This window comes from Actinopolymorpha rutila (genome assembly GCF_013407855.1).
GTDB classification, from domain to species: Bacteria; Actinomycetota; Actinomycetes; order Propionibacteriales; family Actinopolymorphaceae; genus Actinopolymorpha; species Actinopolymorpha rutila.
The window spans coordinates 370,639-391,728 of record NZ_JACBZH010000001.1; the positions used below are offsets into that span (position 1 = coordinate 370,639).

The following is a 21,090-nucleotide window of genomic DNA, read 5'->3' on the forward strand; positions in this document are numbered from 1 at the left end:
GCACGGGCTACTCCGCGGAGCGGACCCCTATGTTGAAGATGTAGCTTCGCCGCGGTCGGTCGGCCGAGTGGTTCGCACCGGTGTAATGCGGGGTCCCGGGCAGATGCATGGTGCAGCCGCCGGCCGGGATCTCTGCCACGACGACGCGCGAGAGATCGAGCTGAGCAGTGGGGTCGGTGAGGGCGAGCAACCGTCCCTCGTCTTCAGGGCTGCCCGATGCCACGTAGTGCTCGAGGTGCGGTCCGTCGTGGTGCCCCGGAATGAACTGCATACAGCCGGTCTGGGTATCCACATCGTCCAGGGGCACCCAGAACTGGATGGACCGATCGTGCATCTGCGTACCCGCGTCGGCGAACGGCATGGCGCCGTACGCGAAGTCCTGATGCCACGGTGTGACGTGCGGGTGCCCGGGCGGCTTGTAGATCAGCATGTCGAAGGTTCGTACCAACTGATCGGTTCCGAACAGTTGCCGGGCCAGCACGAGTGCGTTGTCGACGGCCGGGTTGTGGTCGAAGAGCGGGTGTGCCCGCGCCGGCAGCATGACCTGGCGGGTGATGCCTCCGAGCATTCGGTCCGAAGGGTTGGTGTCCTGACGGGTCAGGAGGTCGTCGTACGCAACGCGCAGTGCGGCCGTCGTCTCCGGTCCGATCAGGCGGTCGAGCACGAGGAAGCCGTCGCGATGCCATGACGCGACCTGCTGACCGCTCAGACAGGGGGTCTCGTTCGTGGTCGAAGCTGGTGAACTCACTCCGCGGTCCTTTCGCTGGCCTTGGCGCCCGGTACCCGGCCGGACCTTGGCCGCACGCTCATGACGGGATCGGATCTGCCTGACCTGTCCATCTTCCAGTACGACGGGCATTCGGCCCTTCCTACTGTCGGGAACCGGTCGGAGACCCGGTCTCACGTTCGGCCGCCTGGAGCCGCCGCCACTTCGCCATCGACTCCTTGATCTCCTCGCGTAGGAACACGAAGAACCGGCTGGTCTCGTCCAGTCGGCGCCCGGCGCGGGAGTCCGGACCCAGGAGCGCGCTGCCTTCCTCGGCACCGGCCTGCACCCGGACCAGCACCGGGTCGGACTGGCTGATGAAGTGGCTCCAGGTGTGCTCGTGGATCCGGCAGAAGTCGTGGCGGCTACCGGGTTCACGACCGCGTTCGACCAGCCGCACCTGCACCAGGTACTTGACCGCCCCGGAGATCGCCGAGGCGCCGGCGCCCAGTCGTTCGGCGAGTTCGGCGGCCGACAGTTTCCCGGAGTCGGCGACCATCAGCGCGGCGTACACACGCGCGGCCATCCGGGGCATGCCGGACTCCACCATGATCTGCGCGAACCGTTCCCGGAAGGCGACGACGGCGGCCTCGCCTGCTCCCATCACCGCACCCTCCCCTCCTTGTCGTGGTCTCGACAGATCCAACCTTGTCACGGACTTCACAAAATTCGTGAAACAAGAGTAGCGTCAACGGCGTGAGCGACACCGAACTCGTCGGCGTGCAGAAGACCCTCAGCCCCATCCTCAGGGCCAAGGCACTGGACAACCGACTGCCGGACCCGATTCTCGGCGACCGGTACGCCGAGCAGGCGATGCGGGGGCTCGACCCCGACTACGACAAGCGCAGATTCGGCAAGAGCCAGCTGGGTCTGGTCGCGGTCGTACGCGCCAAGGCCCACGACGACTGGGCCCGAAGCTTCCTCGCCGATCACCCCGACGCGGTGGTGCTGCACCTGGGCTGCGGCCTCGACGCCCGCGTGTATCGAGTCGACCCGCCCGCCACCGTCGAGTGGTACGACCTGGACTACCCGTCCACCATCGAACTGCGGCAACGATTCCTGCCGTCGCGCGAGCACTACAACCTGATCGGCTCCAGCGTCACCGACCTGGCCTGGCTGGACCGCATTCCCCGCGGCCGGCCGGTGCTGATGATCGCCGAGGGACTGGTGCCCTACCTGACCGAGGCCGAGGTCCGGCGGTTGCTGACCAGCGTCGTCGACGCCTTCCCCACTGGTCAGATACAACTCGACCTGGTGTCGGTCTGGGGATGGCGAACGTCGAAGTGGGACCCCACGCTGCGCAAGTACGGAGTCCGGTTCCACAGCGGCTTCGACGATCCGGCCGCGCTGGCCGACTGGCACCCGCGGCTCGAGTACGTCGACGAGGCGCCGATGAACGACTCACCGGTCCTGATGGCCAAGGCTCCCGCGAACGTACGTCGGATGTACCGCCTCCTGAACCTGCTGCCGGGCATGAAGCGGTCCGTCCGCATCGTGCGGTTCCGCTTCTGAAGCGCCGACCGTTCCAGCAGTTCGAGCAGTCGACACTCGTCAACTGATACGCCCTGGCCGAACGGGTCCGCCGTGGTGTAGACATGGCCGGCGCCGATTCGACGTGTGGGCTGGGACTGCAGGGAGGGACGTGCGGATGCGCGCGCGTACGTGGATTGTTGGTGCTGTTGCTGCGATGGTCGCGGTTGGTCCGAGCACGCTGGCGTACGGCGCCTCCATGGCGGAGACCGCTCCGGCGCCGGTGAAGAGTCTTGGCGTTCCGCTCCCGGTGAGCTACTTCTCGGCGATCGAACTCGACGAGGCGCGCGGCCGACTGTATGTCGGGCAGAGCATCGGGCACGACCTCCCGCTGGCGGTCACTGACCTGGATGGACGCCTGCTGTCGCACGTGGACGCGGTGAAGGACGTCACCGACGTCACCTTGAGCGACGATGGCCGCACCTTGTTCGCCGCCCAGGGCTATGACCGGGTGACCGCGATGGATGCGGAGAGCCTGCAGGTCACCGGCGTCTACTTCGCGCCCGACGGTGTTTGCCCCACCTCGGTCGAGGCGACCGGCGGAAAGGTCGTGGCGGGCTACGTCGACTGCGGCGCCGGCTCGGGTGGCCTGGCCGTCTGGTCCGCGCCGAACACGTCACCGCGCCTGTTCACCGAGGCGGTCGACTACAACCCCGTCCTCGACACCAGCCCCGGCGCACCCGGTCTGGTCGTCGCAGGCGACAGGGGAGTCACGCCCGTCAAGACGTTCGTCGTCGACATCTCGGGTGACACGCCATGGATCCGAGCGCGCAGCACCGTCGACGGATCGCTGCGGGACTACGCCATGAGTCCCGACGGGACCACGGTGGTGCAGTCCAGTGGATGGCCGTACGAACACCGCACCTACCGAGTGCCGGACCTGGCCGACAGCGAGATCTATCCGAGTGGCGCCTACCCGATCGACGCTGCCTGGTCAGGTGACGGGTCGACCGTCGCCGTCGCGCGGGATCCGGCACCGAGCAGTGATCCGGACGTGTACCTGTACGCCAGGAATGCGACCGTGCCGACGTACGTGGTCGACTTCCACCCCGACCAGGCGGCGTCGTACCGCACACTCCTGGTCAACCGGGCGGGCACCCGTGCGTGGGTGGTGACCAGCGACTTGTACGGCCAGAACGTGACCCTGCATTCGTTCGGTCCGGCGCACGAGCCGAACCCGCCGTACACCGACCTGACTATCACTGCCCAGGTGGGTAAGGGCAAGACCGGCCACACGGCGACGGTCACCGCGACCCTTCGTTTCCCGGTCGTGGGACTGCGGCAGCTACGCGTGACCGCTTCCACCAACGGCGGCGCCGAGAAGGAGATCCTGTCGGGCATGCTGGACGAGAACGGCCAGACCACCGGCACGTACGACCTGCCGCGAGGGACGACCACCTTCACTGCGCGCTACACCGACTTCGACGGGTGGTTCCCCTCGAAGACCGTCACCACGACGCTCACCCGCTAGCCGAAAAGCTCCACGCGCCGATGAGTTGGCCCGGTCAGTCGAGGCCGAGGCCGCGCCGGCCTGTGTGGTTGAGGTCGTCCGGCGAGAAACGGTTCGGCCAGGTGCGTTCGTAGTGTTCGGCCGGGAAGTCGCTCGGGCTCGAGCCGGTGAGGAACGCGTCCCGGACCTGGGCCGCGTACTCCTCGTTGCGCGGGCACCACGGCGCGGCGGGGATGTAGATGACGTTGCCCCAGCCAACCTGGTCGGTGACCGGCGTGACGCTGTGGATCATGTCGCAGTGCCACCACACGGAGTCGCCGGCCTTCACGTCCGGGATGCCGGTGAGAGCCTCCATCAGCAGCGGGTGCCACTTCTCGCTGACAGGAAAGACCTGGTTGACGGTGACGCCGCACATGTCGTCGTCGGGCACGTCCGGCAGCAGCGGCCGCAGCATCAGGTACGCCATCGCGCCCGCGATCGGGACGGTGTGCAGGACGCCCTGGTCGTGGTCCATGTCGGACAGGGCGGTCCAGCCCTGGAAGGTGCGGAACGCCGAGCACATCGTGCTGCCGGGGTACTGCTTGCCGACCGTCCGGTTGGCGGCCTGCCAGGGGTCGTACTGCTCCACAGTCCCGTCGAACAAGGAGGCGAACGCCTTCTGGTTGGCCTGCGTCATCCACAGGTCGAGGGTGCCGGGGTCGAGATGTGCGCCGAGCCCGCCGGAGTTGGTGCCTGGTGGGCGGCGTCGGATCCGATCGGGGTAGAGCGAGTCGCGGTCCGGGTCGAACCACTGCACACCGTCGGAGGTGTGGGTCCACTGACGGTTGAGGAACGCCTGGACGCGGGCCATGCGGTCGCTCTGCCGGGCCTGCATCTGGGCCGGGGACCAGTAGATCGGGTAGATCTCGGGCTTGGACCCGACGCTGCCGAAGAAGTCGTCCCCGGGGCCGCGGTAGTCGGTGAAGAAGTCGTTGCCGTCGACGTACTCGACGACATCGCGGTCCCAGGCCATCGCCTGCTCGCGCTCGAAGTGTCCACGTACGACCAGGCAGCCACGCCGGCGTAGCTGGGCCACCTGCTCGGCGGAGACCGTCCCGGCGGCGATGTCGGCGTAGTCGACGACCGGCCAGATCGGCTCGCCCTTCCGGCGGGCGGCGGTGATCTGCTCGACCTCGGCCCGGATGCCGTCCTCGACGACCGCGAACACCTCCTCGACCGTGCGACCGGACGCTGCGATGCGGGCGCGCAGCGCGGCCTTGATCTCGCGGATCGCCTCCGGCAGGTCGTCCGGCGTCTGGTCCCAGTGCGGAAGCGCGGGCAGGGTGACGGGGCTCGCCGACATGGCCACTCCTTCTAGTCACGGCTCCTTACTTGAACGGGACTGTAGGCGCGCGGAGCTTTCTAGGCAAGACCCCTGTCTAGAATGGCCGGGTGGATCCCGCCAAGCCTTCCCCGGAGTTGCTGCGCGGCCTAACCGACGAGCACGTGCTGTCGGCCCTGATGCGGCGGAGCCGGATGACGCGTGCCGAGCTGGCCGCCGAGACCGGTCTGTCGAAGCCGACCACCGGTGAAAGTGTGCGCCGCCTCGTGGAGCTGGGGCTCGTGGTGGACACCGGCGAGCGCAGCGCGGGCGGACGTGGCCGCGGCCGGGTCGGCTCGTACTACGCGCTCGCCGCTGACATCGGCAGTGCCCTGGCGGTCAGCATCGCGCCGGAAGGGATCGTGGCCGAGGGCGTCGACGCCTACGGCGAGACCCAGGTGCGGGCCGAGGAGAAGATCGACAGGCCGGCCGGCCCGGAGGCCGTGGCCACTGCAGTGGTCGCCGCGACGGAACGGGTCCGCGGTCGCATCGACGGGCCGATCCGGATCGTGGTCGTGAGTGCAGCCGGCCCGGTGGATCGTTCCACGGCTCGCCTGGTCCGCTTCCCGGACGAGCCGTTCCTGATCGGTGAGCTCGATCCGGCGGAGATCCTCGCGCCGTACGTCAGTGGGCCGGTCGTCGTCGACAACGACGTGAACTGGGCGGCGCGGGCCGAACGCGACCACCACACCGGACCACGGCTGTGCGACTTCGCCTACGTCTTCCTCGGTGAGGGACTGGGCTGCGCGATCGTCAGCGACGGTCAGGTGATGAAGGGCCACACCGGCATGGCGGGAGAGATCTCACATGTCGTCACCAGCGGAACAGACGGTCGTGCCACCCAGCTGATCGACGTCTTCGAGCAGCTGGACCTGCGCCAGCCCGGATCGACGGCCATCGACGTCGACCGGCTGGTGGCCGCCGTCACCGACGAGCAGGACGGTGCCGCGGTACGCCGGACACTTGGGCAGGCCCTCGGCGGAACACTCGCGGCCGTCGCCGCCCTGGCCGATCCCGAAACCGTCATCGTCGGCGGCCCGTGGGGAACGCATCCGGTCGTACTCGAGACCATCGACTCCGCGGCCGGCGACCTGCCCCGGCCCCTCACGATCCGCGCTGCGCAACTCACGGCCGAGCCCTCGCTGACCGGCGCTCGCGCGGAAGCGCTCAGCCGCCTGCGCAAGGCAGTCGTAGACGCCGCCACGAACAGCAGTCGTTGACGTGAAGAGGCAGCGCTGTACGGCGTTCCAACCTGAGCGTGATCATGAACGCGATCTCAGCGCCGGCGCAGCCTTCGACGCGGCACGTGTCAGGTCCGTGTCAGGTCGACGTCAGGCCGGGCGCGGATGGTGGCTGCATGACAACGAACAGCACGTCCTCGATCAGTTCGCAGTGGACCGGCATGGTGTCGGTCGACGACACGGCCCTGGCCGTCACCGACTCCGGCGGTTCCGGCGTCCCCGTGGTCTACCTCAACGGTCAGTTCGCCACCCAGGGGTACTGGCGGCGGGTCATCGCCGAGCTGGGGACGGACTGGCGGCACATCACCTACGACGAGCGGGCCCGCGGCAGGAAGTCGAAGCGCTCGGCGGACTACTCCTTCGAAGCCGCCGTCCGGGATGTCGATGCCGTCCTCGCGGCCAGGGGCGTCGACCGGGCCCTGGTGGTGGGCTGGTCCTACGGCGCGGTCGTGGCGGCGCACTGGGCCGGCCGTAATCCCGACCGTACGTTGGGCGCGGTCCTGGTCGACGGAGCGTTTCCGTACGACTGGCTCGACGAGGCCATGGAGCAGCGGATCCGGAAGCTGTTCCGGCGGATGGGGTGGTTCACGCCGCTGCTGCGTCCGACCGGCCTCACCCCGCGGATGACGGCGGAACAACAGGCCGAGAGCAACATCGAGCTCGGCAGGCTCTCCCGGGAGCGCGAGCTGAGTCCCGTACTGGACAGCATCACCGTCCCGGCCCGGTATGTGCTCGCTTCCGGTACGTCGTTCGGAAGCAAGGGCGATGAGCAGGAACGCATCCGCGCCGGCCTCGACGGTGTGGTCGAGCGCAACCCGAACATCCGGATCAGCGCGAAGGTCCCCAGCAACCACGGTGCCCTCCTGCGCAAGGACTTCGCCGCGATCGCGGATGCCGTACGAGAGGTCACCGCCCTCTCGCGTACGAACTCGCACGACTGAGCGCATCCGGTCCAGACTGGTTCGGGTAACCCACAGCGCACGTGAGCCTCAGCACGGAGGGGGTTTTGTCATGGAACTGATCATCGGAGCCGTCATCCTCCTGGCAGGAATTCTGATCGGCCGTTTCCTGCCAGGCCTGGGCAGGTCGCGACGCAGCGCCCTGGGGGAGGTCAAACCCCTGTGCGGGTGCGGACATGCGTCTTCTTTCCACGAGGAGAGAGGCCGGTGTCACGCACTCAACGAGGTGACGCGGTGGGACGGGGGAAGGTGGGCCGGGATCGAGTCCGTTCCGTGCAACTGCCAGAAGTACACCGGGCCGGAGCCACTCCCGGCCTTCTACGCTCCGGAGCTCACCGAGTAGGCCCCCGGGTCGTTCCGTCGAGGAGAGGCCACGCATGCCGCTAGGGTCCGCACGATGCTGCGCCAGCCGCCGGCGGCGAGACCGCTCCTTGAACCTCACCAACCCCTCGGCGTCCGGGCACTGCCCTCAGCCCGTACGCCACCAGAGCGTGAGCCGGCGGGTCGACCCACCGTGGTCACCGGCCGGGAGGACAGCCGACTTCGTGAACCCGACAGCGGTCATGGCGCTTTCGTACACGTCCGCGTCGGCACTGGTCGGAAACACGACCGGCCGCTGCGGCCAGTCGACCCTGCCGAGGAGATCGCCGAGGAGGCCCTCGAAGCCGGGAAGCACGTGAAGGTCGAGGAGCCACGCGCCGCCGAGCGTCAGCGGGCTGGGAACAAGGTGGCACCACCCGACGACTCCTCCGGCCGAACTCTCCGCAACGTACGACTGCGCCCCTGCGAGATCCAGTTGCCCGAGCAGTCGCAGGAAGCTGCCTTCCGCGCTTCCACACTCGTCGATGCCCAGTGCCGACGACCTCGGCGCCGGCTCTCCGGCATGGGGAGCATGGGCGAGTACGAAGCAGAGCGCGCCCCAGTCGTCCCACCTGGCTCGCCGGATCGACGTGTCGCCCGCGGGCGCGGGTGCGGCCGCGGGCTCGCTGCCGGGCTCCGCGAACCAGCACATCTGTCCGGACTCCGGAACCGCGGACCGGAACCCGAAGGAGCTGTAGACCTCGTACGGCATCGAGCCGTAGCCGGTGGACAGTGTGAGCCGAGTGAATCCCAGCGCCCTGACATCCTCCATCTGTGTGGCCATGAGCTGACCGAAGGCACCACGGCGGCGCCATTCGGGCACTGTGTAGACGTGGCCGAGAACCCCGAAACCACGCGCTCCCGCCACCATGACGTGTGTGATCGGCTCGCCGTCGACGCAGCCGACGTAGAAATGGGTCCGCAGGTCGTCGAGCGGCTGGTCGAGCGCGCGCTCGATGTGGCCGGCGTAGGGATCACCCTTGTGACGCAGGAAGAGTCTCAGCCGACCTGTCCAGTCCGGATCGGGAGCGTCGACCGCCGCGAGTTCCAGCGACTCGCCGCTGGTCAACTTTCCGTACCCCAGTCGGCGATACATGTCGCGGGGACCCTCCTTCTGGGCGGACGTCGCCATGTCGGCCCGCACACCGTGCAGTCGTCCGGCGGTGGCTGTCAACGGCCTCGGCCGTCGTCGGCTGGCCGAACCAGGGCGGGATTCCGTCGGGCCCAGGTCGAGTACGCCCTTGCGAGTTCGGGTGCCTCGCCATGGTGTAGACCCGTACGGGAAGTTCTGCCAACCACGACGTGGGATGTGCCGGTATGAGCGAGACAGACAACGTGGGCGTGCGGATGGTTCGAGACGACTTCGCCGATCTCCCACAACACGAGTTGCCGCCGGGCTATCGGCTTCGTACGTACGAGGTGGGTGACGATCGGACGTGGACGGACCTGCACCTCGCGGCCGAGCCGTATGTCGACGTGACGCCGGAATTGTTCGTTCGCGAGTTCGGCACGGACCACACGGTGCTGTCCGATCGCATGTTCTTCGTGGAAACGCTCGACGGCGAGCCCGCGGGGAGCATCACCGGGTGGTGGGAGCGGGATCGCCACAACCCGACGGAACGAGGGCGCATCCACTGGGTCGTGGTGCACCCTGCCCACCAACGACGCGGCCTCACCAAGCCGATGATGACGCGGGCGATGCAGCGGCTCGCGCGCAGCCATCCCGACGCCATGCTGGGGACCTCGACAGGACGTACGTGGGCGCTCAAGGTCTACCTGGACTTCGGCTTCCATCCGGATCCGGACGAGCTCGCGAGCCGGCCCGAGGTCGCGGCGGGATGGCGCGGTGTACAGGCCCGGCTGAACCATCCCCTGTTGGCGACGTACCTCCGATGAGGCCGCTCAGCGGAGCGCGCCGCTAACTTCCCGGGCAACTAATCTCGCGTGCATGACGTTCGAACTGACCGATCCCTTCGGCGACCACGGGATTCGCCGCGTTGCCGCGATCACGGACGAGGCCCTCGTTCAGCTCAGCGTCGCCGATCTGCTGGACGAGCTGCTCGAGCGCGTCAGGAAGTTGCTCAAGGTCGACACGGCGGCGGTGCTCCTGCTCGACCACTCGTCCCAGTCGTTGGTGGCGACGGCGGCGAAGGGAATCGAGGAGGAGGTTCGCCAGGGCGTCCGCATCCCGATGAGCAGTGGCTTCGCCGGCCGGATCGCGGCCGAACGGGAGCCGATCATCCTCGAGCACGTCGACAGCAAGAACGTGTGGAACCCGTTGCTGTGGCGTAAGGGGATCCGGTCCCTGCTGGGTGTGCCGATGGTGACCGAAGGTGCCGTGGTCGGCGTGCTGCACGTCGGAACGCTCAGCCCACGACGGTTCACCGAGGAGGACGTGAAGCTGCTGCAGCTGGTGGCGACCCGAGCCGCTCTGGCCACCCGGGCGCGGCTCTCCGACGCCGACCGTGCTGCCGCCGTCACTCTGCAACGCAGCCTGCTGCCCTACCAACTGCCGACCCTGCCGGGACTGGACGTCGCCGCGCGCTACGTGACCGGAGAAGGAGGCGTCGGTGGCGACTGGTACGACGTCTTCCACCTTCCCTCCGGTGCCCTGTGCCTGGTGGTCGGCGACGTCATCGGCCGCGGACTGCACGCCGCGATGGTGATGGGCCGGCTGCGCAGCGATCTTCGTGCGTACAGTCTCGACACGGAGGATCCGGGTCTCCTGCTCGGCAAGCTGGACCGCAACGTCCACCACTTCGGGCCCGACACCCTGGCGACCGTCGTCTGCGTGGTCGTCGAAACCTCGCTGGACGTGATGTCGATCTCCGTGGCCGGACACCTGCCGCCGATCATGGCCGGCCCGAAGGGCGAGGCTTCCGTCCTCGATCTCCGGACGGACCTGGCCATCGGGGCTGCCCCGGGCCAGGTGCGTCACAGCAACCGGATCGCCTTCGGGCCCGGCTCGGTCCTGTGCCTCTACACCGATGGCCTGGTCGAGCGCCGTGATGCCTCGATCGACGAGCGCATCGACCTTCTCCGCCGAACCGTCAGCACCGACCGGGCGGAGGCCGTCTGCGCATCCGTCATGAACCAGCTGGTGGGCAGCCGGCACGTACCGGACGACATCGCACTGCTCTCGCTTCGCCGGCTCCCGCTCTGACCTGCGGGAACGGGGCGGGTACGGGACGGGTACGCCGAGGTCGGGCGTCGTGGCGGCAATTTAGGCTGGGGAACGCTGTCGATTCCGGGCCGGCCGTACGACGTAGAGGCGTACGGACCAACCGACCAGCTGAACGGAGACCTCCCATGGCCCAGTACGCCATCCTGATCTACGCCAACGACTCGGCCCACAGCCCGGACGCCACTCCCGAGGAACTCGCGGTGCACGACCGGCACGCCGAGGAGTTGATCAACTCCGGGGCGATGCTCGCCGCCGCCGCGCTGCAGCCGAGGGACACCGCGACCTCGGTACGTGCCGACTCCATCACCGACGGTCCGTTCGTCGACGCCAAGGAGGTCATCGCCGGCTTCTGCGTGGTCGAGGCGCCCGACCTGGATGCCGCCCTGAAGATCGCGCGGAGCAACCCCGCCACCCAGCAGGGCGGCGGTGTCGAGGTACGCCCCGTCGCCGGCTTCTTCGCCAAGGGCCAGTAAGAGGCGTGACCGCATGACAGACCCGGCAGACCCGGCAGACCCGGCAGACGTCGAGGCGGCGGTCGCCGACGCGCACCGTCGCGGTTGGGCCCTGGTGCTCGCCGCGACGGTGCGGGTCGCGCGTGACCTGGACCTGGCCGAGGAGTGCGTGCAGGAGGCGTACGCCGCGGCGCTGGAGAGCTGGGCCCTCGACGGCATCCCGGACAATCCGGCGGCCTGGCTCACCACCACGGCGAAGCGCCGGGCGATGGATGCCGTACGCCGCGAGCGGGTGTTCCGCTCCAAGCTGCCGTTGCTGGTGGAGTCGGAGGAGTCAGCGGACTCGGTGGACGAGGCGGCCATGGACGAAGCGTTCGAATTGACCACCGGCAACCCGGAGGACGTCGTACCCGACGAGCGGCTGCGACTGATCTTCATGTGCTGCCATCCGGCCCTGGCGCAGGACGCGCAGCTGGCGCTCACCCTGCGGCTGGTGTGCGGGGTGTCGACCGGGGACATCGCTCGCGCGTTCCTCGTGTCGGAGCCGACGATGGCCGCCCGGCTGACCCGGGCGAAGAAGAAGATCTCGGCCGCCCGCATCCCCTTCCGGGTGCCCGAGGCGGCCGAGTTGCCGGACCGGCTGCGCGCGGTGCTGGGAGTGATCCACCTGCTCTTCACCACCGGCCACACCGCGCCGTCGGGTGGGTCCTTGCTGCGTACGGACCTGGTGGACCAGTCGCTGCGACTGACCCGGATGCTGCGGAACCTGATGCCCGACGAGCGGGAGGTGTGGGGGCTGCTAGCCCTGCTGCTGGTCACCGACGCCCGGCGAGCCACCAGGGTCGACGACCAGGGCCGACTGCTGCGGTTGGAGGAGCAGGATCGGTCGCGATGGGACCGCGCGGCGATCGCCGAGGCACACGACCTGATCGTGGACGGCCTGCGCGGCGGGCGACCGGGCCGCTATGTGCTGCAGGCCGCGATCGCCTCGCTGTATGCCGAGGCACCGGCCTATGACCAGACGGACTGGCCGCAGATCCTCACGCTGTACGACGCACTGCTGTCGGTGTGGCCGTCACCGGTGGTGGCGCTGAACCGCACGGTGGCACTCGCGATGGTCAGCGGTCCCGCTCAGGCGTTGGCGGAGGTCGAGGAGCTGGAAAGGGACGGCCGGTTGGCGGGCTACCAGTACCTGTCGGCGATCAAGGCGGACCTCCTTCGGCGGCTTGGCCGCGCCGACGAGGCTGCCACCGCGTACCGCCGGGCACTGGAGTTGGCCACGAACGAAGCCGAACGGGACTTCCTGGCCGACCGCCTCGCCAGTCCCCTGCGGCCGTAGGGCCCGTCGCCGCCGAGTCCGCGATGCCGGGCGCACGGGCGTTCAGGCGGTCGGCGCGCCGGGAGGTCCGCTCAGAACCTTGGGGACGTACTCCAGCAGTTGGATGCGGCCGTCGAAGGTGCGGCTGTCGGTCATCTCCAAAGCGACGTCGGGGTAGCCGTCGTAGATGCGCTCGTGACCGGTGGCGCCGGTGATGACGGGGAAGACGACCACGCGGAAGCGGTCCACGAGGCCGACGTTCAGGAGTGCGCGGCACAGGGTCAGGCTGCCGATGGTGCGCAGGGACTCCGAGCCCTTCTCCTTCATTTCCCGTACGGCCTCGATCGGATCTCCGGAAACGAGCCGCGAGTTGGGCCACGTCAGTGGCTCGGTCAGGGTGCTCGAGAAGACGACCTTCGACAGGTTCGCGAGGACGTCGGTGCCTTCCTCGCCGTCGGCGGCGAAGCCCGACATGACGCGGTACGTGGTTGCGCCCATCAGGACCGTGTAGTCCCCTTCCGGCGCATCGCCCAGCCACGCGAGGTACTCGGGTCCTTCCAGTCCCCAGAAGCCCGGCCAGCCGTCGGCGGAGGCATAACCGTCAAGCGAGGTGATGAAGTCGATCAGGAGTTCCGGCATCGTCGTTCGCTCCACGGGTCTCGGGTGACATCACCTGGTGCAGACCCGCGCCGAGGCGAGAACTCATCGCCGGCGATCGTGAGAACCTCTGCTGTCAGGAGTCGGTCAGGGGTTGCACTTGTGCGTCGACCCCGGCCCCGACCATGGTCGTACGAAGGACCGAGGAGTGGGAGGCACGCCGTGGAGGGCCGGCAGGTGGCGGAGGATGGTGAGCTGAGCCTGTCCCCGTCGCAGAACCACCGGTATCTGCTGGAGGAGATCGCCCCGGCCCTGCGCTTCACCGGTGGTGACGTGGCGGCCTGGCAGGAACGGCTTCGGCCCACGCTGCGTGAGCTGCTGGGCATGCCGGAGCCTTCGCGGCTTCGACTGCGCGCGCGGACGTTGTGGCGGAACGAGCTGGAGCGGGGCACGGTCGAGAAGCTGGCCTTCGCCGCCGAGCCGCACGCTGACGTGGTGGCGTACTTCTGTACGCCGCACGATCGCCCCCCGCCCTACCCGACGGTGATCTGCCTGCAGGGGCACAGCACGGGGATGCACGTCTCGATCGCGCGTGAACGCGACGACGAGAGCGTGCCCTTCGCCGTCGAGGGTGACCGCGACTTCGCGCTGGGCGCCATGCGGCACGGGTTCGCCGCCCTGTGCATCGAGCAGCGCAGCTTCGGCTACCGACGCGAGCAGGCCCAGGCGGCCACCTCACCGCACGGATGTCACGACGCCGCGATGCAGGCCCTGATGCTGGGGCGCACGCTGGTGGGTGAGCGGGTGTTCGACGTGGACCGCGGCATCGACTACCTCACCGCGCGGGGCGACGTCGACCTGTCCCGACTCGGGGTGATGGGGAACTCGGGCGGTGGTACGGCGACCATCTATGCCGCCGCGTTGCTGGACCGCGTGCGGTTCGCGATGCCCTCGTGCGCGTTCTGCACGTTCGCGGACTCGATCATGAGCATCTACCACTGTGCGGACAACTACGTTCCCGGTCTGCTCCGCTGGGCCGAGGCGGCCGACGTGCTCGGGCTGTTCGCGCCGAAGCCGGTTGTCGTGGTCGCCGGCCGCGACGATCCCATCTTCCCGCTGCTCGGCGTACGCACGGCGTTCGACGACCTGCGGAGGATCTACACCGCGTCGGGGGCCGACGAGCAGTGCCGGCTGGTGATCGGTGACGGCGGACATCGTTTCTACGAGGAGAAGGCGTGGCAGGCTCTGCTGGAACTGATCGAGTGATGGCGAGCAGCGAACGACCGAACGTGCTGGTCGTCATGAGCGACGAGCAGCGCTGGGACTCCTTCGGGTACGCGGGCAATCCGGCAGCGCACACTCCGCACCTGGACGCGCTCGCCGAGCAGTCGACGGTGTTCGAGAACTGCTACACGCCGTTCCCGCTGTGCTGCCCGTCACGGGCGAGCCTGTGGACCGGGCGGATGCCGCGGCATCATCACGTACTCGGGAACTGGCGGGCGATCGCTCCGGACCTGCGCGAGGCCGGGCTGGGGCGCGCCTTCCAACGTGCCGGCTACCACACGACGTACTGCGGCAAGTGGCATGTTCCGGGTACGACGCCGGCGCGGATGGGCTTCGCCGACCAGGTCGCCATCCCCGCGGTCCTCGACGGCCGGGACCGGGGACGGTACATCGAGCCCTACCGGGAGTACGCCACCGCGCAGGGGTACGAGCTCGTCGAGGGGCACATCGAGAACCTCACGGCCGCCGACGTACGAACCCTGCGTACGGCACCGCATCGTGGCACCGCCGAGATCCCGGTGGAGCACTTCCTGGAGACCTGGCAGACCGAGCAGTTCCTGCGCACGCTCGACGATGCTCCGGACGACCGGCCGTGGTTCGCCGTGTGCTCCTTCAACGCGCCGCACTTCCCGATGATCGTGCCGGCGCCGTACGACACGATCATCGACCGCGGTCGCGTCGAGCTGCCGGCCAGCTTCGCGACCGGCCTCGGAACCAGGCCGCGCGAAGTGGCGGAGTCCGGGTTCGCCCGCAAGTACGCCGACCTCGACGAGGCCGGCTGGGTCGATGTCGTCGGGCACTACCTCGGCCTGGGCGCCCTGGTCGACGCGCAGGTCGGCGCCATGGTCGAGCACCTCCGGCGTACCGGCCAACTGGACCGGACGATCATCGTCTACACCTCCGACCACGGTGACCTGCTCGGCGCGCATCGCCTGATGGAGAAGGGACATCTCCTGCACTACGAGGAGGCGCTGCGGATCCCGCTGATCGTCCGGCACCCGGACGTGGGTGCCGCGACGTCGGGCTCGACCTCGACCTCGACCGGAAACCTGGTGTCCGTCGTCGACCTCGCCGCCACGCTGACCGAACTGGCCGGCGTGGCCTGGGACGAGGACGACGACGGGATCTCCTTCGCCGGCATGCTCGGCGAGCGGGCGGCGGCACCGACCCGCGAGTACGTCACCGCCGAAACCGTGCTCTACGGCATGAACGCCGACGCGCAGGGCGAACACACCGACCCGGCCGACTGGAACGCCACGACCGACGCGCTCAACGCCTCGGTCCGCACCGGGACGTCCCGCTACATCCACCGCTCACGGGACGTCGACGAGTTGTACGACCTCACCACCGATCCGCACGAGCAGCACAACGTAGCGACCGATCCGGCGTACGAGCACGAACGGCTGGCACTGCGACGTCTGCTGGCGAAGGAGATCGAGGACGTGTTCCCCGAGGTGGCGGCTGAGCTGGCGCAATCGTGAGTTGACAGCGCGGCCGGGAGCTGACCCGTCAGGGCTCGAGGTCGGTGACGCCCTTGCCGGTCGCGAGGTCGAACGGCACCGAAGCCTGGTCGTGCGTGATCAACCACTCGCCGTCGATCTTCCGGAAGCAGAACGTCCCGCGGACCCACATGCCGCTGGTTGCCGTGCCGTTGTTCAGTGTGCCGCTGAGCCGGCCGAAGCAGTGCCCGAACGCGACGTCCGCGCCCACGGTGAGGGTCAGGTCGCGAACCTCGTACGACACGTCGGAGAAGATCGTGAACACCTTCGCCCAGTTCTTCAGCTTCGCGTCGATTCCCACGTGCTGCAGGGGCGGCTCGACGTCGAAGGAGACGACGTCCGTGGCGTAGATCCGCTGCAGGACTTGGAGATCCTTGGCTCCGATCCCGTCGACGATCTGGTCGATCCGCTGCCTGATCCTGGCTTCGTCCTGCTCGCGTTGTGTGGGCATCGCGGTTGGTCCCTCCGCTCGGTCCGGCCTGTCGGCCTTCGTCACCGTTACGACGACGCAGGCAGCCGGAACGTGAGATCCGTGCCCGCCGACCGACCGACCGGCCGACCGGCCGTGGCGGGAGTGGCCAGGGCCACGGGGCGGCCGTCGGTGGTGGCGGGGGTCAGGCCGCCACCACCGTGTTCGGAGGTGTCGTCAGCAGTACGGCGGGGCCGAGCCGACGTTGGTCACGTACCGCGCGGCCACCCACGCGCCGGGCCCGTCACTCGTGAGCTGGTACCAACGGGAGTTGCCACCGACCGACTGGCTGTCGACCTTGCAGACCAGCGGCAGGAATCCCCCTGCGCGGACCGAGGAAACGACCGCGTTCGCGGTGTTCGGACCGCTGCGCACGTTCAGGTCCACCAGGGCCCGTCCGTCGTACTCGTTGCCGTTGCCGCAGAACCGCGGCGCGGTCCCGACGTTGGCGACGTAACGTGCGGTGACCCACCGGCCGGTGCCGAGCTTGTACCACACGTAGTTGCCACCCACCAACGGCCCGAAGGCCTTGCACAGAAGCGTGACCGTCGCCCCGGCGCGGAGCGTGCCGACGTCGGACGCGAACGTTGTCGGCGCACTCCGGACGTTGACGGTCGCGACGACCCTGCCTTGGTACGTCGTCGCGGCTGAAACTCCCGGCGCCGCGGCCAGCATGACCGTCGAGACCAGGATCGTCGCGGCGGCGGTGACGATGCCACGGCCGCGCCTACCCACCCGCAGCCGGACCAGCCCGCGGAGGGCGGTTGCGTATTCGCGGATGCGACTACTCATCATGAGCCTCTCTTTCTCGATGATTGCCGCACTTTGGCTGGGTAGACGTGCGAGCGGCGGCGATGGTTGTACGACTCCGCGAAAGAGGGATCCCACCATCGGAGTCGACGCGGCGGTCGACTGTGGTCCCGGCCGGGTCCGCGACGGGCGACCGGCGCCGGCCCACGGCCTCGCCAAACCTTTCCTGGGGCCTGGTTGCGCCGACACGGCACGGGGATCGCTCCCTCCGCAGTCCGCGAGGGACTCGGCGGTCTGCCCGGCGCCGGCCACTCACCTTTAGTACGACTTCGAAGGAGCCGAACATGCTTCGACGCCGCACCATCCAACGGGTGGCGATGGCCGCCGCTGTCGCGCTCACCACCGGCGGACCCGTCGCGCTCGCGTCGGCCGCCGCGCACGACGGCACCGCGCACGCAGCCACCTCTTCGGCTCAAACCACTCTGTCCGCTCAGGCCGCGACGCACTACACCTCCCACCGCGACCGGCCCGGCTCTCTGACGGCCGCACAGCGCCAGGTGATCCGGGACGCGACCGCTCGTTACCGGAACGTCGACAATGCCGTCGAGGCCGGCTACCTGCCCACCGACGTCTGCGTGGCGGACCCGACGCTCGGCGGGATGGGCTACCACTACGTCAACCCCGACCTTGCGACCAACCCGAACCTCGACCCGACCCGGCCCGAGGTCCTGGTGTACGCCCGCGACCACCACAGCAGGCTCCACCTGGTGGCGATCGAGTACTTCAAGGCCGACGCCGACCAGAACCTCGGAACCGACGACGACCGCCCGACGCTGTTCGGTGAGCCGTTCGACGGGCCGATGCTGGGACACGAGCCAGGTCAGCCGATCCACTACGACCTGCACGCCTGGGTCTGGCGCCCGAACCCTGCCGGGGAGCTTGCGCAGTTCAACCCCACCGTCCGCTGCACGTCGTGACGGTGACCCGGTAGCAACGCCGGTTGGATGAGCACATGCAGAACGGTGGTGGCGGGCCTCAGCCCGCCACCACCGTTCTCCTCGAGGTGACGTCAGCAGGACGGCGGTGCCGCCCCTTGGAGCACGACGTAGTAGGCGGTGACCCACTTACCCGTGGCCTGCTTGTACCAGAGTGGCTTGCCGTGGACGACCTCTCCGTTCACCTTGCACAGCAGGGTGATCGTCTTTCCTGCTTGGAGCGTGCCGACGGCGATGGCCGCCGTCGTCGGTCCCTTCCGGACGGTGAGCGTGGTGAGAACCTTGCCCTGGTAGGTCGCATTCGGGTTCGTCGAGGCCTGAGCCTGCGGCGCGGGCGCCAACACGGCCGTCGAGACCGCGACCGTTGCCGCGGCGGTGACGATGCCACGGAATCCGCGTTTCCTCCATCCTGGGCGTACCCGTTCTCGCAAGTCTGCCGGGCGTTCGCGGATGCAAATACAGGAATCGGGATCACCGACCAAACCGGCGAGAATTTCCTGCCCGCGCGACGGTGCGACGAATCGGCGGTGGCCAAGGTCCCGTACAGACGCCACCGCCGGACCCTTGATTCGCCGGATCTGAGTCGGGTGACCTTGGAGGGGCTCACTCCATCAGGACTCGCGACAGGGCGGTGACGCGTGAACAACGGGCGGATCCTGGTCGGCCTCGACCGTTCGTCGACGAGCAGACATGCGCTGCAGTGGGCCGTCACGGAGGCGGACCGCCTGGAGGAGGCGGTCGAGCCGATCTACGTCGAGGGCGAGACCGACGTCGACGCTCTCCTGTCCCTGTCCCGGGACGCGGCGCTCCTGGTGCTCGGGCGGTTGCCCGAAGCCGACGTACTCGACTCCTCGACGATGAGTCGCTGTCTTCGCCTGGCATCGTGCCCCGTCGCGGTCGTACCCGATGTTCCTGTGCCGGAGCAGACCGGCGTGGCCGGCGGCGGCCCGCAAGGCTGGCTTGACAGTCTTGGTGACCGGCCGGTACGGGAGGTGATGAGCACCGAGGTGGTGGGAGTGGACTCCGCGACGGATGTGGACACCGCGTGGCGGACGATGCTCGGCGCAGGGTTCGCTCATCTGCCGGTGATGGAGCAGGGCCGATGTGTCGGTGTCGTACATGAGGCCGATCTCCTGTGGCGGATGTACGACTGGTCGCGGCGTGACCGCGCGGTGCTGGTGGCCGACGTGGCCCGGATGCCGGCGCCGACCGTGACCGTGGACCTGACCGTCCGCGAGGCCGCGGAGACGTTGCGCCAGAGCACCGGCGATGCGGTCGTGGTGATCGACGGGGAACAGGTCGTGGGAATGCTGACCGCGCACGACCTCCACGCGGCGCTGTTGCGGCAGCCGGTGCCTTCGGAAGGGCCGGTCGTCGTCGGCGTCGACGGGTCCGCGGGCTCGCAGTACGCGCTGACGTGGGGACTGCGGTACGCCGGACAGACGAACCGAAGAGTCCTCGCCACGTCCGTCAGCCTGCTCGCCCCGCGGCCGGCGTACCGCACGCTCCCGGCTCCGCGGGAAGAAGTCGCGTCCGCCGGCGGGGCACACAAGGAGGTGCTCGACACCGCCCTCGGTCAGGCCGAACCGTCCGAGACCCCGGTGCGTTCCATGGTGGTGTACGGGCGACCCGGGCCCACGCTGTGTGCGCTGGCCGCCCACGCCGCCGGCCTGGTCATCGGCAGCCACGGCGCGGGCGCGTCCCCGGAGTCGCTGCTCGGCTCGGCCAGTGCGTACTGCGTTCGGAACGCGCGCTGCCCCGTCATCGTGATCCCACCCTCACTGACCTCGGGCTTGTCCACGAAGCACGTTGCGCGCAGCACGGTGGGGAACGGGTAGCAGCGGAATCCGGGCCAGTGCGACGTTCCGTGTGCCTGGACGGAAAACGCGTTGCGTGGCAGAGGCGGCTCCGCATAGATGGGTGGATGTCGGAGTCAGCATTCCTTGCCCGGCTGCACGCGCGGTTCGCGGTACCGCGGGCGGTCGTCGTTCGCCTCGCGGAGCGGGCCACCGGTCACCGGGTCGTGGACCTGCGGCGAGTGATGCGTGGGTACGACAACGAGGTCTATCGGGTTGAGCTGACCGGCGACCTGGCTGTCTACGTGCGGATTCCCGGCCCGGGAAAGAACGGGTTCGTCCACGAGGCATGGGCGATGGAGCAGGCCCGTGGCGCCGGCGTACCCGTGCCCGAAGTACTTCTGATCGACACTGTCCGGGGCGAGGCGTCCGACGCGGACGAGGCGGACGAGCGGCACGCGATGGTTCTCGCGGAGGCGCCAGGACGTCAGTTGGGAACGGTCCTCGCATCGCTGTCAACTGCACGAAGGCGTGCAGCGATGGTGAACGTCGGTCGGGTGCTGGCGAGGCTGCATTCGGTGCGTACGCCTGGGGTCTGGCGTCCGGGCGACGACGGTACGTGGCCCGACCCGGCGGACCTTCGCCGCGGCTTCGTCGCCGACCGAACGGCCGAACGTCCGCAACTGTCCGCGGCCGGGCTCACCCCCGAGGAGGTGGACAACGCGATCGCCCTGCTCGGTGCGTCCTCGGCGACTCCGCCGCCGGACAACTTCGTGCTCTGCCACGGTGACGTCTCGCCCGAGCATGTCTTCGTCGATGCCGAACTCCGCGTCTGCGGGCTCATCGACTGGGGCATGTGGCACGGCGGCTCACCGATCGGCGAGCTCGCCTACGTCGCCATGGTTCACGAGGAGACGGACCTCACCGCAGTGGTGGAAGGCCACACCGGTGGGTCACTCGACGAGCCCGCGTTCCGGCGGCCATTGCCCTTTCCATCGCGAACCAGGTGATCGGACACGTCGCTCACCACGTCGACATCGGGGATACGGCCGGTGCCGCTCGCAACGCCCAGGTGCTGCG

At 68.9% G+C, this 21,090-nt stretch carries 21 protein-coding genes; 13 read left to right on the forward strand and 8 right to left on the reverse strand.

Annotated elements, in window-relative coordinates; all coding sequences use genetic code 11:
- Window positions 1-7 precede the first annotated feature (7 nt).
- The gene (locus F4554_RS01575; protein ID WP_179785703.1) at window positions 8-748 is read right to left on the reverse strand and encodes a phytanoyl-CoA dioxygenase family protein; all 741 of its coding nucleotides are present in this window, start codon (window positions 746-748) and stop codon (window positions 8-10) included.
- Between the two features lie 121 nt (window positions 749-869).
- Window positions 870-1,370 (reverse strand): GbsR/MarR family transcriptional regulator, encoded by a 501-nt coding sequence (locus F4554_RS01580; protein WP_202889099.1) that lies wholly within the window; start codon window positions 1,368-1,370, stop codon window positions 870-872.
- Between the two features lie 92 nt (window positions 1,371-1,462).
- On the opposite strand from F4554_RS01580, the gene F4554_RS01585 reads away from it, so the two are divergent.
- Both F4554_RS01585 and F4554_RS01590 read left to right on the forward strand, forming a co-directional pair.
- Entirely contained in the window at window positions 1,463-2,278 is an 816-nt protein-coding gene (locus F4554_RS01585; RefSeq protein WP_179785705.1) for a class I SAM-dependent methyltransferase, read from the forward strand.
- A gap of 136 nt (window positions 2,279-2,414) precedes the next feature.
- A complete protein-coding gene (locus F4554_RS01590; protein WP_179785706.1) occupies window positions 2,415-3,767 on the forward strand; it encodes a TolB-like translocation protein in 1,353 nt (450 codons plus the stop codon).
- A gap of 34 nt (window positions 3,768-3,801) precedes the next feature.
- Here F4554_RS01590 and F4554_RS01595 read toward each other — a convergent pair whose 3' ends face one another.
- Window positions 3,802-5,088: a DUF1479 domain-containing protein gene (locus F4554_RS01595; RefSeq protein ID WP_179785707.1), complete on the reverse strand. Its 1,287-nt coding sequence runs from the start codon at window positions 5,086-5,088 to the stop codon at window positions 3,802-3,804.
- Between the two features lie 89 nt (window positions 5,089-5,177).
- Between F4554_RS01595 and F4554_RS01600 the strand changes: the two genes are divergently transcribed.
- Window positions 5,178-6,326, forward strand: a complete 1,149-nt coding sequence (locus F4554_RS01600) for an ROK family protein (protein WP_179785708.1) — start codon at window positions 5,178-5,180, stop codon at window positions 6,324-6,326.
- Between the two features lie 137 nt (window positions 6,327-6,463).
- Window positions 6,464-7,288, forward strand: coding sequence for an alpha/beta fold hydrolase (locus F4554_RS01605; protein WP_179785709.1), 825 nt, complete (start codon window positions 6,464-6,466; stop codon window positions 7,286-7,288).
- 487 nt (window positions 7,289-7,775) lie between these two features.
- On the opposite strand, the gene F4554_RS01610 is transcribed toward F4554_RS01605, so the two are convergent.
- Window positions 7,776-8,798: a GNAT family N-acetyltransferase gene (locus F4554_RS01610; protein WP_179785710.1), complete on the reverse strand. Its 1,023-nt coding sequence runs from the start codon at window positions 8,796-8,798 to the stop codon at window positions 7,776-7,778.
- Between the two features lie 185 nt (window positions 8,799-8,983).
- Here F4554_RS01610 and F4554_RS01615 point away from each other — a divergent pair, with 185 nt between their 5' ends.
- The 4 genes from F4554_RS01615 (at window position 8,984) to F4554_RS01630 (ending at window position 12,641) form a co-directional block, all read left to right on the forward strand.
- Window positions 8,984-9,562 (forward strand): GNAT family N-acetyltransferase, encoded by a 579-nt coding sequence (locus F4554_RS01615; RefSeq protein ID WP_179785711.1) that lies wholly within the window; start codon window positions 8,984-8,986, stop codon window positions 9,560-9,562.
- Between the two features lie 52 nt (window positions 9,563-9,614).
- Window positions 9,615-10,829: a PP2C family protein-serine/threonine phosphatase gene (locus F4554_RS01620; protein ID WP_179785712.1), complete on the forward strand. Its 1,215-nt coding sequence runs from the start codon at window positions 9,615-9,617 to the stop codon at window positions 10,827-10,829.
- Between the two features lie 146 nt (window positions 10,830-10,975).
- Window positions 10,976-11,323: a YciI family protein gene (locus F4554_RS01625; RefSeq protein ID WP_179785713.1), complete on the forward strand. Its 348-nt coding sequence runs from the start codon at window positions 10,976-10,978 to the stop codon at window positions 11,321-11,323.
- Window positions 11,324-11,336: 13 nt separating this feature from the next.
- On the forward strand, window positions 11,337-12,641 hold the full coding sequence (locus F4554_RS01630; protein WP_179785714.1) for an RNA polymerase sigma factor: 1,305 nt from the start codon (window positions 11,337-11,339) through the stop codon (window positions 12,639-12,641).
- Window positions 12,642-12,683: 42 nt separating this feature from the next.
- Here F4554_RS01630 and F4554_RS01635 read toward each other — a convergent pair whose 3' ends face one another.
- A complete protein-coding gene (locus F4554_RS01635; RefSeq protein ID WP_179785715.1) occupies window positions 12,684-13,259 on the reverse strand; it encodes a dihydrofolate reductase family protein in 576 nt (191 codons plus the stop codon).
- A gap of 180 nt (window positions 13,260-13,439) precedes the next feature.
- Between F4554_RS01635 and F4554_RS01640 the strand changes: the two genes are divergently transcribed.
- Both F4554_RS01640 and F4554_RS01645 read left to right on the forward strand, forming a co-directional pair.
- Complete coding sequence (locus tag F4554_RS01640) at window positions 13,440-14,483, forward strand: alpha/beta hydrolase family protein (protein ID WP_179785716.1); 1,044 nt, start codon at window positions 13,440-13,442, stop codon at window positions 14,481-14,483.
- Window positions 14,483-15,982 carry a sulfatase-like hydrolase/transferase gene (locus tag F4554_RS01645; RefSeq protein WP_179785717.1) on the forward strand — a complete coding sequence of 500 codons (1,500 nt, stop codon included), beginning with the start codon at window positions 14,483-14,485 and terminating at the stop codon, window positions 15,980-15,982. Before F4554_RS01640 ends, F4554_RS01645 begins: the two co-directional genes overlap by 1 nt.
- A gap of 28 nt (window positions 15,983-16,010) precedes the next feature.
- On the opposite strand, the gene F4554_RS01650 is transcribed toward F4554_RS01645, so the two are convergent.
- Together F4554_RS01650 and F4554_RS01655 are read right to left on the reverse strand one after the other, a co-directional pair.
- On the reverse strand, window positions 16,011-16,451 hold the full coding sequence (locus F4554_RS01650; RefSeq protein WP_179785718.1) for a YybH family protein: 441 nt from the start codon (window positions 16,449-16,451) through the stop codon (window positions 16,011-16,013).
- 195 nt (window positions 16,452-16,646) lie between these two features.
- A complete protein-coding gene (locus tag F4554_RS01655; protein ID WP_179785719.1) occupies window positions 16,647-17,264 on the reverse strand; it encodes an SH3 domain-containing protein in 618 nt (205 codons plus the stop codon).
- A gap of 299 nt (window positions 17,265-17,563) precedes the next feature.
- Between F4554_RS01655 and F4554_RS01660 the strand changes: the two genes are divergently transcribed.
- Window positions 17,564-18,196: a hypothetical protein gene (locus tag F4554_RS01660; protein WP_179785720.1), complete on the forward strand. Its 633-nt coding sequence runs from the start codon at window positions 17,564-17,566 to the stop codon at window positions 18,194-18,196.
- Window positions 18,197-18,288: 92 nt separating this feature from the next.
- Here F4554_RS01660 and F4554_RS01665 read toward each other — a convergent pair whose 3' ends face one another.
- Window positions 18,289-18,768 carry an SH3 domain-containing protein gene (locus tag F4554_RS01665; RefSeq protein WP_179785721.1) on the reverse strand — a complete coding sequence of 160 codons (480 nt, stop codon included), beginning with the start codon at window positions 18,766-18,768 and terminating at the stop codon, window positions 18,289-18,291.
- A gap of 84 nt (window positions 18,769-18,852) precedes the next feature.
- Between F4554_RS01665 and F4554_RS01670 the strand changes: the two genes are divergently transcribed.
- A complete protein-coding gene (locus tag F4554_RS01670) occupies window positions 18,853-20,052 on the forward strand; it encodes a universal stress protein (RefSeq protein WP_179785722.1) in 1,200 nt (399 codons plus the stop codon).
- An 86-nt stretch (window positions 20,053-20,138) separates the two neighbouring features.
- Window positions 20,139-21,020, forward strand: coding sequence for a phosphotransferase family protein (locus tag F4554_RS01675; RefSeq protein WP_179785723.1), 882 nt, complete (start codon window positions 20,139-20,141; stop codon window positions 21,018-21,020).
- The last annotated feature ends 70 nt before the right edge of the window (window positions 21,021-21,090 follow it).